This window comes from Leptothoe sp. PORK10 BA2, from assembly GCF_034932105.1.
GTDB lineage: Bacteria > Cyanobacteriota > Cyanobacteriia > Phormidesmidales > Phormidesmidaceae > Leptothoe.
On record NZ_JAYGIG010000001.1, the window covers coordinates 124,310 to 137,052 of the forward strand.

Annotated in this window: 8 protein-coding genes; 6 read left to right on the forward strand and 2 right to left on the reverse strand. The window is 50.4% G+C overall.

Annotated features, from left to right (window positions below):
• The first annotated feature begins 63 nt into the window (after positions 1–63).
• Both VB741_RS00570 and VB741_RS00575 read left to right on the forward strand, forming a co-directional pair.
• Positions 64–1,425 carry a leucyl aminopeptidase family protein gene (locus VB741_RS00570; RefSeq protein WP_323363183.1) on the forward strand — a complete coding sequence of 454 codons (1,362 nt, stop codon included), beginning with the start codon at positions 64–66 and terminating at the stop codon, positions 1,423–1,425.
• A gap of 246 nt (positions 1,426–1,671) precedes the next feature.
• Positions 1,672–1,899: a photosystem II protein, Psb35-related gene (locus VB741_RS00575; protein WP_323363184.1), complete on the forward strand. Its 228-nt coding sequence runs from the start codon at positions 1,672–1,674 to the stop codon at positions 1,897–1,899.
• Positions 1,900–2,064: 165 nt separating this feature from the next.
• Here the strand turns inward: VB741_RS00575 and VB741_RS00580 are convergent, their stop codons facing one another.
• Complete coding sequence (locus tag VB741_RS00580) at positions 2,065–4,827, reverse strand: SMC family ATPase (protein WP_323363185.1); 2,763 nt, start codon at positions 4,825–4,827, stop codon at positions 2,065–2,067.
• A gap of 2,007 nt (positions 4,828–6,834) precedes the next feature.
• On the opposite strand from VB741_RS00580, the gene VB741_RS00585 reads away from it, so the two are divergent.
• The 3 genes from VB741_RS00585 to VB741_RS00595 all read left to right on the forward strand — a co-directional run bounded on the left by VB741_RS00585 (position 6,835) and on the right by VB741_RS00595 (position 11,112).
• Complete coding sequence (locus tag VB741_RS00585) at positions 6,835–9,384, forward strand: caspase family protein (RefSeq protein WP_323363186.1); 2,550 nt, start codon at positions 6,835–6,837, stop codon at positions 9,382–9,384.
• A gap of 403 nt (positions 9,385–9,787) precedes the next feature.
• Positions 9,788–10,360, forward strand: coding sequence for a peptide-methionine (S)-S-oxide reductase MsrA (gene msrA / locus VB741_RS00590; protein WP_442786261.1), 573 nt, complete (start codon positions 9,788–9,790; stop codon positions 10,358–10,360).
• Between the two features lie 104 nt (positions 10,361–10,464).
• Positions 10,465–11,112, forward strand: a complete 648-nt coding sequence (locus VB741_RS00595) for a DUF3386 domain-containing protein (RefSeq protein ID WP_323363188.1) — start codon at positions 10,465–10,467, stop codon at positions 11,110–11,112.
• A 52-nt stretch (positions 11,113–11,164) separates the two neighbouring features.
• Here VB741_RS00595 and VB741_RS00600 read toward each other — a convergent pair whose 3' ends face one another.
• Entirely contained in the window at positions 11,165–11,629 is a 465-nt protein-coding gene (locus VB741_RS00600) for a hypothetical protein (protein WP_323363189.1), read from the reverse strand.
• A 235-nt stretch (positions 11,630–11,864) separates the two neighbouring features.
• Between VB741_RS00600 and VB741_RS00605 the strand changes: the two genes are divergently transcribed.
• A complete protein-coding gene (locus VB741_RS00605) occupies positions 11,865–12,716 on the forward strand; it encodes an NAD(P)-dependent oxidoreductase (protein WP_323363190.1) in 852 nt (283 codons plus the stop codon).
• Positions 12,717–12,743: the final 27 nt, after the last annotated feature.

The window sequence follows — 12,743 nt, forward strand, 5'->3', positions numbered from 1 at the left end:
GCTCAGATCCAACACCATTGCTAGCAACCTTAAGGCAAACTAAACTCGTTTGAGCAAACGTCTTTGAACCTCTGGAGGTTTCCCTTGGCAGATGCGATCGCAATTCACTTAGTCAATGCAGAGAAACTCCAGACCGACCATCCAGACAGTGTAGCCTGGTGTCAAGCATCCGGATTCTCAGGCCAAGCTGGCAGCCTATGCCTAGTCCCCGAGGCCACCGGTAAAATCGCCAAGGTACTCGTGGGCAGTCCCGACAGCTTAGATGCCTGGACCTTGGCGGCCTTAGCCAAAACCTTACCCGTCGGCACCTATGCCCTAGCCGATACCTTTTCTGACAGCCATGCCACCCAACTATGCCTGGGGTGGCAACTGGGTAGCTACACCTTTGATCGCTACAAACTTACCAAAGTCGGTTTGCTCCCCACCCTGGAAGCGCCCAGCAACGCAGACTTAACCTATGTCAAAGCCGCCGCGGAAGCCACCTATCTAGTGCGGGACCTGGTCACCACCCCCGCCAACAACATGGGACCTGACCAGCTAGAAGAAACCGCCCGCAGTTTGGCCGATCGCTATGAAGCAAAGGTGACCGTCATTGCTGGGGGTGATCTGGTGATCGAAAACTATCCCATGATCTATGCCGTTGGCAAAGCCAGCACCCGCGCACCCCGGCTGATTGACATGAACTGGGGCAACCCTGACGACCCTAAAATCACCTTAGTCGGCAAAGGCGTTTGCTTTGACAGTGGCGGTCTTGACATCAAATCGGCCACTGGCATGCAGCTCATGAAAAAAGACATGGGGGGAGCAGCCCAAGTCCTCGGCCTGGCCCAAATGATCATGGAAATCGGCCTACCGATCCGACTGAGGGTCCTAGTGGCCGCCGTGGAAAATAGTATTGCGGGCAATGCCCTCAGACCTCTAGACATTTTGACCTCTCGCAAAGGTACCACCATCGAAGTGGGCAATACCGACGCCGAAGGTCGCCTTGTACTGGCCGATGCCCTATGGGAAGCCAGTAGTGAAGATCCAGACCTGATGATTGATTGTGCCACCCTCACCGGGGCAGCCCGCGTGGCCCTAGGGACGGACCTGCCCGCCTTTTTCTGCAATGACGAGCAGGTTACAGCCACTCTACTTAAGGCCAGTCAAACCACAGATGACCCCCTATGGAATCTGCCCCTCTATGCCGCCTATCGCACCATGCTCAATAGCCCAGTGGCGGACATGAACAATATCGCCAGCGGTTCCTATGCCGGGGCCATTACCGCCGCCCTGTTTTTACAAGAATTTATTCAGCCTGGCATTCCATGGGTCCATGTAGATTTCATGGCCTACAACGTCCGTAGTCTCCCAGGACGGCCCGAAGGCGGCGAGGCCATGGGCATGCGGGCATTATTCGAGCTAATTAAGCAGCGCATAGCCTAATGGATGGGGGAGCGACCGATCACACTCATCGAGGCCAAACCAAATGGGGGCAATCCCCCTAACTTAAGCCAGCAAACATCGCCATCGATTAAGTGTTGATGACCGTACTCCTAATTCACTCAAGCCCGGTTGACATTTCTTAATACTATCCGTTACATTCATTTACATAAGGAATCACTTGTACTGATGCACTGCTGGTTGCCGCCCTCCATGGCAACTATCAGCAACTAAAAGAGGAAACTAATTATGGCTATCGTATTGGCAATTGTGATTGTAGGTTGGGTTGCAGCTGCACTGATTGGCAGCCAAGCATACTTCCTAGGTGAGCAATCCAAGCCTATCCACGAGCGCAACTGGCGTTCCGATTCATTTGACGCTTTGGCAAAAACCGTCACCGGTGCCGAGACTGACTTCAACACCCGTACCACAGCTTACGGCTATGATGCCTTTTCTAGCCAGGGTCTAGAAGGTTAGAGCCTCAAGCCGACATCAACCCTCATCAGCCCCCATTGAACTAGGCTGAACCGTTCGAGCTAGGTGACCCGCAATACCTCCCACCATCAGTTGGGAGGTATTGCTGTTTTAAAGCGCTCCTGCTGGGGGCAAAGTCCTTTCTAGACCATCGCCCTTGCAGTGAAATTAGTCTTCTCTCTCCACCATAATCACGTTCTCTGTCACTTTTTCGAAGGTGTCATCATGGCTGATCACAAACAGCTGTTTAAAGGTTTTCAGACGGGCGATAGCTTCCGCCAGACTCTCTCGACGAGGACGGTCCATATTGGTAGTGGGCTCATCAAAAAAGGCAATATCAATATCGGCTAAAACCTTCAGCAAAGCCAAGCGAACCGCCAGGGCAGCGCACATTTGCTCCCCCCCCGATAGATTCATAAACCGTCGAGTATGGCCCCCCTCTTGCACCAAAATTTCATAGTCCCGGGTCCACTCTAGGGCCACATTAGACCGATTCAGCAGCTCCCGAAATAGCCGATCGGCCTCTTGGGAAATCCCCTGCACATAGCGTTCGGTAATGCGCGGTCCCGCTTCTTTATAGGCCTTGCGGGCAAAGTTAATAAAGCGTTTGACCCGTTCTTTTTGTTTGATGTCAATCTGGGCCTGGGCCTGTTTTTCCGCCACTTGCTTCAGAGCGTTAATCTGGCTGGTCAGTTCAGCCTGGAGCTTGCGTTGTTGGGGGAGGCTGCCGGTGATGCGATCGCACTGAGACTTAATCTCCCCATATCGTTTTTCCACCCCCTGCAACAGGGTTGGATCAAAATCAGCCGTAAGTTTTGTCAGCTCAGCCTTCAGTTCTGTCTGCCGCTGTGTGAGATCTGCCATTACCTGGGCCACCGTCATCAACTCGCTACTCAGCTGGGCTAATTTCTGGGCATCGTTTTCATTCTGCACATAAATCAGGTAGCCAGGCTGATAGTCCTGCCTTAGCTGCTGCTGTTGGGCAATCTCTGCCTCCAGATCAGCAAAGTTAGCCAGCTGGCTAGTGAGTTTTGCTAGGGCGGTTTCTAGGGTTTGGCGCTGAATTTGCAGGCGCTCGTACTCAGCCGCCCCATGGGCCATGGTTTGCAGCTGCTCGGTCAGGACTTGACGCCGCCCCTTAGGATCACCCAACCCAGCCATGGCCTCCTCAAGTTCCCCCAGCCGCTGAACGAGGGCCTCTGTTTGGGTCAACTGCTGGTCCAGCTGGTCAATCTCGGTCTGCAAAGCTTTCTGCTGGGTAGTGAGCTCAGTTTGCTGTTGCTGCAGTCGGTCTCGATTAGCCAGCTGCGACCGATCCCCATAGGCCTTGGTGAGCTCAGCCTGACCTTGTTGCAAATTGCGTTTGAGCTGGGCGGTATCCACTTGGGCGGACAGATCCCCCAAAATACTCTCCAAGGCGGACAAGGTTGTTTGACTAAGGGTTTGGCCGGTTGAGATCGCAGTTTGCAGCTGCTCAATCACGCTATTGGACAACAGGGGCAGACTTTGTTGCAGCTCACCCAGGGCCGCCAAGGCCGCCGTTACCTGCTGGTCATAGTCCGTGGCCTGGGTGCGATGGCTCGTAACTAGCTGGTGTAGCTCCGTTTCAAACTGTTGGGCCGCCTCCACCCGACTCAGCTGCTGTTGCCAGCGCTGCTGCTGCTGTTCCAAGGAAGGAATGCTGTGCACACTGCTTTGTAAAGCATCCAGGGCTTGGAGATCCCGCTCGGATTGTTGACTATCTCGCTGCAGCCGAGTCAACCTATCCTGACAGCTTTGACGACGTACCTTAAGCTCAGCGAGCACCTGTTGTTGCTGGGACAACTCACGATGTTCAGCCATAAACTGATCTTGTTGGTCACAGGACGCGGCTAAATCGGCAATCTGCTTTTGGCACAAATCCCGTTGCTCCAGTTGGACCTGGAGACGAGCCATGGTGGTGGCCTGTTGATCTAGGCTGCGTTGCTGCTGCTGCTGTTGCTGTAACAGTTGTTGACGCTGCTGATTTTTCTGGGTCAGGGTTTTCAGGACATTTTCCACATCTAAAAAACAGCGATGGACCGTGGCATGGGCCTCACAGAGTTCCGTTGCTTGTTGCGATCGCAACCGCCCCTGCTCCATGGCTTGGTAAGCCTGTTGTTTTGCCTCTAGCTGTATAGCTAATTGTTGTTGCTGCTGCTGCAGAGTCTGTATGTGTTGAGTTTGGGCAGCTAAGGATTGTTTTTGGCCCTCTAACTGGGCCAGGTCTTGTTGCAACCGCGTCAGCTGTTGTTCCCCCGTGGCAATCTCCTGGGCAATGCTGCCATGGCGTGTGTGCAGTTCATCCCAAGATTGCAGTTGATCCCCATACTGCTGAAGCTGGCTTTTGAGCAATTCTACCTGGGCTTCCGCATACCGTCGCAGACCATTGGTATCTTTATGCACCTGGCGGTATTCTTCCACCTTGAGCACCCGGTCAAAAATCGGCTTACGCTTTTCAGGACTTAGCAGAAAGTCGACGGTGAATGTGCCCTGGGGCACCCCGATGGTATTGGCAAACAGCTGCCCTAGGTCCGTACCCAGCGGCACCCCCAGATGCTGCTGCAGCCAAGGCTCCACCTCATCCTTAATGCGGCTATAGTTGAGCCGCTCCCCCAACTGCGGATCAAACAGGGTATAGCCACGACTGGTGCAGCGTTCTACTTCATAGGTGCGGCTATCGTAGCTGGACACAAAGGCAACCCTGGCCTGGGCACTGCCGCTACCATTGCGGATCAGATCCTCCTGCCTGTAGTTACCACGGTGATTAAACAACACCCAGGCAATCGCCTCTAGAATGCTGGTTTTACCGGCACCGTTAACGCCACAAATGGCATTGGTCCCGAGCTGAAACTCAAAGTTGCGATCGCGATGAGCCTTAAAGTTAGTCAGGGTAACCGACAACAGATACATGACAGCCCCTCGCTCCATCCTTAAATAATGCGCTAATGCAGTGTACCTGCTTAAACCCTAGTTTACCCAATCGGTGTTATCCAATCGGTTATAGGTCAGCAGCATACACAGCACCATAGGCCATTCAAGATAAAAGCGAGGTGAGCCCCCTAGCAATCCCCTAGAAAAGATCGAGATTACCAGAAACATTGGCAGGTTGGCGTAACACCGGCAATGCCTGCTGAGCCCAAATCTGTACCCTAGGATGAGAGCTCGTCGCTAGTTGGCGACATAACCTAATGGCCGCAGGCAGCTGACCACTTTCTTTATAGGCACGCACTAACCAAATATTTGCCGAATAATATAGTTTATCGGGTGGGCGCACTTGGGAAGCAACGCGATTAAGTCCACTAATCCCTTTTTGAAACTGCCCATCTCTGACTGCATCTATGGCAGCCTCCAGCATCTCTTGTGACATATGAAATTTGCCTTAATAGTGAATATGTAATTGCAAAAAATAGTCAGGGAGTCCCCGCTTACCGACCACATCAGACGCTGAGCTATCTAAAGTCCTTCAGACCCAGAGTTCCTCAGTCGCTTACTATCTAGGCTCATCAGCTCTCGACAGGCCCAAGCATCCTAGCCCTGAAGAACATATGCCCCTGAAGTTCCCAGTTCTAAAATTTCAAGCAAAGCACACACCTACACACCCACAAGGTTGGTCCGTGCCAAAAAGTTATGCGCCATAACGGGTCAAGTAACCCATAGATTTATGGCCTATATCAACTGCCAGTTCACAGTCAATTCAGCCTCAAATATTTCCGGTCATCCAAGTATCCTCCTAGGCTTCAAGCCCCCTGTCTACTGTCGTTATATCCATAGAAAATTTGTTGTACCGATTTGTTCCTCACCCTAGGAAACAAAGCGATATCGATCAGATCAGATGAAGTAATGCCAAACCACAGTAAAAAAGATTCGGTGTTGCGGAGCCTCAGAATAACGTTACCTGCAAGATGCCGGTCTGATGACGGTCTGATGACGGTCTGATGACGGTCTATAGATCATTTCTAACAGACCGATTCATCCCCTAACTCAGCAACGGCAATGCTTAAGCATCTGGACTAACCATATACAGGCCCCAAGTTGACGGAACTTACATAGAATGAAGCCTCTAATTCATACGCCACCGTCTAGGCCATCCGTAAATATAATATTAGCCCTCCTCTTCTAGGTATAAAACACCTAGCCCAAGGTAACCTCCAACAGAAATATACAGAGAGCTGACGGTAGAAATACACAAAGCTGGGAATCCGACAACCAGAAAACTCTGCATACTTTCCGGGATTAAAAACAATGCTATTGGCGTAACAAACCTTACCTTACGTAGTATTGAGCAGCTCAAAATTGACCTCAAGGAATCAGCAGAATTTCCATCAGCCAATTGGCTGTAACGGTCATTACGGAAGTATTTCAACAGAATTTTCCGTAGAACTACAGAAGAGTTAGTGGGAAAATACCAGCCAATTGGCTGATACAAATCAAAAAATATTAATTAGCTCAATCATTTTATCTCCTACGACCAAAATAAACCTTGAAAATACCGATTTTTTCAGTGATTTTTGTTGAAATATCGAGTGTATATACAGATTATTCAACATTTATAAACCAATCATATTTGATGGCTTAAGCCCATTTCTACGAGAATATATGGATGCCCCCTTGCATCAACACATTAAGTCTCATTGATATCGATTTATCAAGGGTTTCACCCCCCTCGCATGTCCGCGAAAACTTCTATATGTTGAGTATGGAAACAGACTCATTTGCCAGGACCCTATAACAACAAAATTTAATCAGTCTTTATAAGGCCCTGGAGAATTTGTCTGAAAAAGGTTTCTAATTTTAAGCTAGGTAGTCTATGGGATAGTTCTATTGTCTCGGCAGAGATAGAAGATCCTAGCCAATAGTCTTATCCTTACCTAGTAGAAAATATTGAGGCCGCCTAAATGCCGAACAGGATGATTGGTTATGTCACGAGATGCACTGATTGTAGGAATTAATCAATACCAAAACCTGCCAAGGCTAAACGCGGCAGCTAAAGATGCCGAAGGAATGGCCAACATGCTGGAAATCTACGGCGACTTCCGCGTGCGGCGACTGCCTGAAATCATTGAAAATCAACGGCCTAAAATCGGTCAACAGACACCTGTATCAACTCAACAGCTTGAAAATAGTCTGGTACGTCTTTTATTACCCAAAGGCGACCATATCCCTGAAACTGTCTTCTTCTATTTTTCCGGTCATGGTCTACAGCGAGAAGTGGGCCTACGGGAAGGATATTTGGCAACCAGTGACACTCAGCCCAATACCTCTAATAGTGGAGTATCGCTATCATGGCTACGCCGCCTGATCAAGCATAGTCCAGTACGTCAGATTCTAATTATTTTAGATTGCTGTCACAGTGGAGAGTTTCTCTCTTTAAAGGATGAGGCATGGCAGGGGAGTGATGGTCAAAGTTACCTATTTATAGCAGCATCCCGTGAATATGAAGAAGCCTATGAATCCCTAAGTAGCGATTACAGTGTTCTCACCCAAGCAGTCTTATCGAGTTTACTACCTCAACAAGCCGAGAGTGGCCGAGTCACCAGTACTGACTTAGTGGCTGCCATCACCAATCAACTCAGCCATGAGATTCAACAACCTCTCTTTGAACAAGGGGGAAGCGAAATTGTTATCACTCGTCAGTCAGAGCGCCCCCTGCCCCAGCTAGATAACATCTCATTGATTTCCCGTCTAAAACAGTACAGCTTTAACTTTTGCCCCTACCTCGGCCCCCATCCGTTTGAGGAAAAGCATGCTGAGTATTACTTTGGGCGAGAAACTCTCACCCAAGAATTACTCCAGACATTACAGCAGACCAATATTTGTGCCCTCATAGGGGCCTCGGGCAATGGTAAAACATCCCTGTTAAGAGCCGGCCTGATCCCCCGCCTAGCCGCAGGTAATGACATTCTAGGCAGTGAAAATTGGCTAGTGCGCTATGTTCCTCTAGGCCCACAGCCATTGAAGAATCTAGCAGCAGCCTTTACCCTAGGGAAACAAGAAATAGAAGTCGCCCATCAGTTATTACAAGCAGAAAACCTTCTCAGGCAGGGGTCAGACGGCCTAGCGAACTTAGTGACAGCAGCACTAATACAACAGCCGAATGCAAAAAAAATGTGGCTCGTCATCGATCAGTTCGAAGACCTCCTGACGCCGACTACTGATCCTCAATTACATCAAGAGCGAGCAGCACTCATCAATGCATTAGTCACCGCCTTGCGAGGACCTGCCCACAACCTAGGCATTATCATTGGCCTACGTTCAGATGCCATGGGCAACTTACTAACCCATGGTGAACTGTTCTCTTTAATCGAAAAAAATCGGGTGGTCATGACTCCCATGAGTTATCAGGAAATTCGAGATGTGATTGAGAAACCGGCTGAAAAACTAGGCCTCACCATCGATCCTTACTTAATACACAATCTCACTCTAGACCTAACTGGAGCCCCCGGTGAACTCGCATTATTGCAAAGTACTCTCCATGAATTATGGCAACATCGTTCTCCCGTACCATATGGCAAGGGTGGACCTTGTCTCTCCCTAGATAGCTACATGAAATTAGGCCGAATATCCACCATGCTAACCGACAGAGCAACAGCACTGTATGAGTCATTGCCACAGGATGAACAAAACGTAGTCCAGCGGATATTTCTCTCTCTCTGTGATTTAGGTGAAGGCCGTTTTGATCAGGAGCGTCAGGTTCGTAAATTCGAACTGATCAACCAACGATTTTCGCAAAGTTTAATTGATCAGATTCTACAGAAGCTAGTAAAAGCTGGGCTGGTGGTGGTCGATCAGCCCCAATTGCCCCCCCAAACTGACAATCAGCTCATGGTAGGGACAGTCTGGGAAACTCAAGGGCAGGCAAAGGCAGATGTTCAGCGATGGCTTGTGGCCCAGAGCCCCACATCAGCGACAAAATCAACGGTAAAATCAGAGGAAACCATTACCCTGGCTCATAAGTCCTTGGTATCAGATTGGCACCTATTGCGTCAGTGGTTACAAACTAGTCGAACGATCCTGCGACAAAGGCGGGATCTCGAAACTCGAGCCTGGATATGGTATCAGCGCGGGGAACTCACATGCTCTGAATACCTACTGGGGCAGCAATATATGAAGGATGCCGAGCAGTTTTTAGAGACCCATTTAGAAGATCTTTCAACCCTGGCCCAAAGATTTGTCCAGGTCAGTCAACGAATCAGCACCTACCGACGCTGGCAAACCCGAGGCGTCGCTGTATTACTACCCTTAGCGGTGATGGCGGGGATGACGGTCTCATTGGTGCGGCACCAGTTAGCTGCATCCTGGCGTATCAGAAAAACCCCTAGCACTACAGCACAGTTAAGTCCTCCCCCGATGGGCCCGACATCAGGCAACGCCATTAGTCCGCTATTACCCCAACAATGGGGTCGCACAGGGGTGGAGCGTTTAGCCATTACATCCCAAATTCTCGATTTTAACCGCAACTATCCCTAGTCTGAACTTAGCCAACTCTCTATCACCCAATTAGCTAATCCAATGACATCAGGCATTATGATTACGCAAGCATTCCCTTTGACCGGACAACCCCAATGATAGGTTGAATGTTGGGGAAAATCAGTGAACCCTGAAACTGTGTTTGCAAGGTTTCGACAACCTGCGACAATCGAGGTCGGTTAGCCACGGAGATAGGAGATCTAAACTATGGGCCATCAAATCAGCCCTATAATCAAACGGTACATTGACTATTGGCTGCTAGCGGCTTTGGCCTTTGGTCTAGGAGCCTTTGTGTTGCCGTCGATATAGGGATTTCTAACCAGTGAATTTGACAGCTGCTATCGTCAATTGGCTTAAAACTTGGCCCCTAGGCTGGCCCTTAAAAAAGGTACTGGTTAGTTTAGTGACGGCCCTTGGCCTATGCTTGCTGGCACCCACCGCCGCCATGGCAGCCCAGGCTCAGGCCACATTTGCTGGGGGCTGTTTTTGGTGTATGGAACATCCCTTTGATGAGTTACCGGGGGTTACGGATACTACCTCGGGCTACATGGGGGGTACAGTGGCCTCTCCTAGCTATCGCCAGGTTTCCTCAGGGACTACAGGCCATGCAGAGGTGGTACAGGTGGAGTATGACACCGAGGTAGTCAGCTACGAAACCTTGTTAGATACGTTTTGGCATAACGTGGACCCTCTGGACGGACAAGGTCAGTTTTGTGATCAGGGTAGTCAATATCGCTCCATCGTTTTCTACCATGATGAGACTCAGCGCCAGCTAGCTGAAGACTCTAAACAGTTGGTTGCCGATCAGTTTGCTAAGCCCATTGCCACGGATATTCTGCCAGCAGCAGAATTTTACTCGGCGGAGGACTACCACCAGAATTATTATCAAACCCATCCAGCCCGCTATCGCCTCTATCGGTTTGGCTGTGGGCGAGATCAGCGTTTGGCAGAACTGTGGGGCCCACCCGCTGAGTAATATCGCTGAGTCATTACTTCTCGATGGGCTCACGCCAGATCTATCTGCCCAAGGGATAGAAAACTGACTAAAGTAAAGGGTAGATGTAAATCACATAAATGCCCATGAGTGCCGTACAGCTTTCTGCGCGCGATATAATGCGTGCCGCCTATGAAAACCGCTATACCTGGGATAGTAATTTCCCTGGCTACACTACGGATGTGGAATTTAGGCAGGGTGACAAGACCCATGTGGGTCAAGCCAAGGTCAACCCCGATCTTTCAGCAGAAGTCATTGGGATTGAGGATGAAGCTGTGCTGAAGCTAATCAAGGGTCAGCTTTGGGAGGTGGCTATTCACCGAGTGCGTCGCGAATTTGAAGAGACCCATGCCAAAAATGTTTTTGCCCTAGGGGAAACCGATGCTCGGGGGGCGGTGGAAATTTTGGTTGAGGGTAAATCCACGGGGGATAAATATAAGGTTCTCAATGATGAGGTGGTTCTGGTGCATCGTCACATCCACGGTGTCGTTGTCACCATCAATACCTTTAGTACCCACGATACAGGGGCCGGTTACCTATCCCATACGTACGATTCGGTCTACCACGACCCTAAAACAGGCGAACAGAAGAAGGGGCATAGCCAGTTTACCGATGAGTATGGCCAAGTCGATGACTACCATGTCCTGACTCGGCGTGCGATCGCATCCGCCGAGGAAGGTGACATGGAATTTCTATTCACTAATATCAAAATGCTAGAACCCACCGCAGGCTAATCTGGCGTACCAGGGGAAAACACGCAAAACCCACCGCCAGACCGCCAGCGCCCTAGCGCAATGGGCATCGCTTACGTAGGGTGATTGTGATGCTACCAATATTCTCCTCGGAGTCTAGTTGAAGCTGACGAATGTCAGCTTCAACCTGATCGCTCGGCTGGGGATTATTGGCGATCAGATCGGCGGCCTGGTATCGATTGTCTGAGGCTTGCTGATAGGCCTCCACCAAACTAATTTGGATAGCTTTTAACCGTTGATCTGAAAGCTGTAGACTATCAATCACCTGGGATATATCAAAGTACACTCGGCCCGCCTGGCGTTCAATACCCTGGTTATAGCCCGGACCACCCCGGTTGCCTTCGTAAAGTTCCTGAATGAGTGAATTTCCGTCGGCCAGCGCTCCATTGAGGAAGGCACAGTCTTCCCTGGGCGTACAACTAGTCAACCCCAGACAGACTAAGGTACTCAGGGCTAAAAATTGACGGTTCATACGACGAAAACGATAGAAGTTAGACATAGAAGTTAGACATATTAAGATGTAGACGTACGGTTATGTCACTGCAGCTGAATGTAGGCAAGTTTTTTCCCCGACGAAACGGGCGTAGACGAACACGACGGGCCACTAAACTAATCGGCAACGACGTTCTCGCCAATTAGTTTTACAAGTTCATCGGGTGACCCCAGGACAGCTGCCATCCCAACATCGTGGCAAAATATCGTGGTTCAACATCGTAACCCAGGGTAAATAATACGTGGACATTGGTTTTCTCGGCACAGGTCTCATGGGCGCACCCATGGCAAAGCGACTACAGATGGCTGGATATCAGGTCCACGGCTGGAATCGTAGCCCTGAAAAGCTCCAGGCTCTGGTGGCCGAGGGCATCCAGCAGGCGGACACCCCGGTTGCTGCGATCGCAGCCTCCCAGCTAGTCATCCTGATGCTCACCAATGCTGAGGCAATCCAATCCACTGTCCTGAGCCCAGAGGCGATCCCTAAGCTAGAGGGCAAAACCATTCTCCAGATGGGGACCATCGCCCCCCAGGAGAGTAAAGCCATTGCCGCAGCCGTGCAAACAGCTGGGGGTGAATATCTAGAAGCCCCTGTCCTAGGCAGCATTCCCGAAGCCCAAGCCGGAACGTTGATTGTCATGGCGGGGGCCACCCCTGAGCAGTTTAACCAGTGGAAAGCGGTTTTGGCCTGTTTCGGCCCCGAACCCAAGTTAATGGGGCCAGTGGGGGCAGGTAGTGGTGTCAAACTGGCCATGAACCAGCTAATTGGAACCCTCACCACCGCCTTTGCCATGAGTTTAAGCCTGGTGCAACAGGAGGCCATCGACATTGAGGCATTTATGGGCATTGTCCGCCAAAGTGCCCTCTACGCCCCGACCTTTGACAAAAAGCTGGGGCGGATGTGCGATCGCAACTTCGCCCATCCCAATTTCCCCACTAAGCACCTGTTAAAGGATATGGACCTGTTTGTGCAATCGGCCGACAGCTTCAACGCCGACGTGGCCCAAGCCGTCGCCCAGCTTGTTCAACGAGCAGTTGAACAAGGTCTGGCAGATCAAGACTATTCAGCCGTCTTTGCCGCCGTGAATCCATAATTTGGCAGTCTCAGGTTTGAAGTCTGA

Coding starts and splice junctions, on each gene's coding strand:
- VB741_RS00580 (WP_323363185.1), bottom strand. CDS start 4,827: ATGTATCTGTTGTCGGTTACCCTGACTAACTTTAAGGCTCATCGCGAT.
- VB741_RS00575 (WP_323363184.1), top strand. CDS start 1,672: ATGGCTATCGTATTGGCAATTGTGATTGTAGGTTGGGTTGCAGCTGCA.
- VB741_RS00600 (WP_323363189.1), bottom strand. CDS start 11,629: ATGTCTAACTTCTATCGTTTTCGTCGTATGAACCGTCAATTTTTAGCC.
- VB741_RS00585 (WP_323363186.1), top strand. CDS start 6,835: ATGTCACGAGATGCACTGATTGTAGGAATTAATCAATACCAAAACCTG.
- VB741_RS00595 (WP_323363188.1), top strand. CDS start 10,465: ATGAGTGCCGTACAGCTTTCTGCGCGCGATATAATGCGTGCCGCCTAT.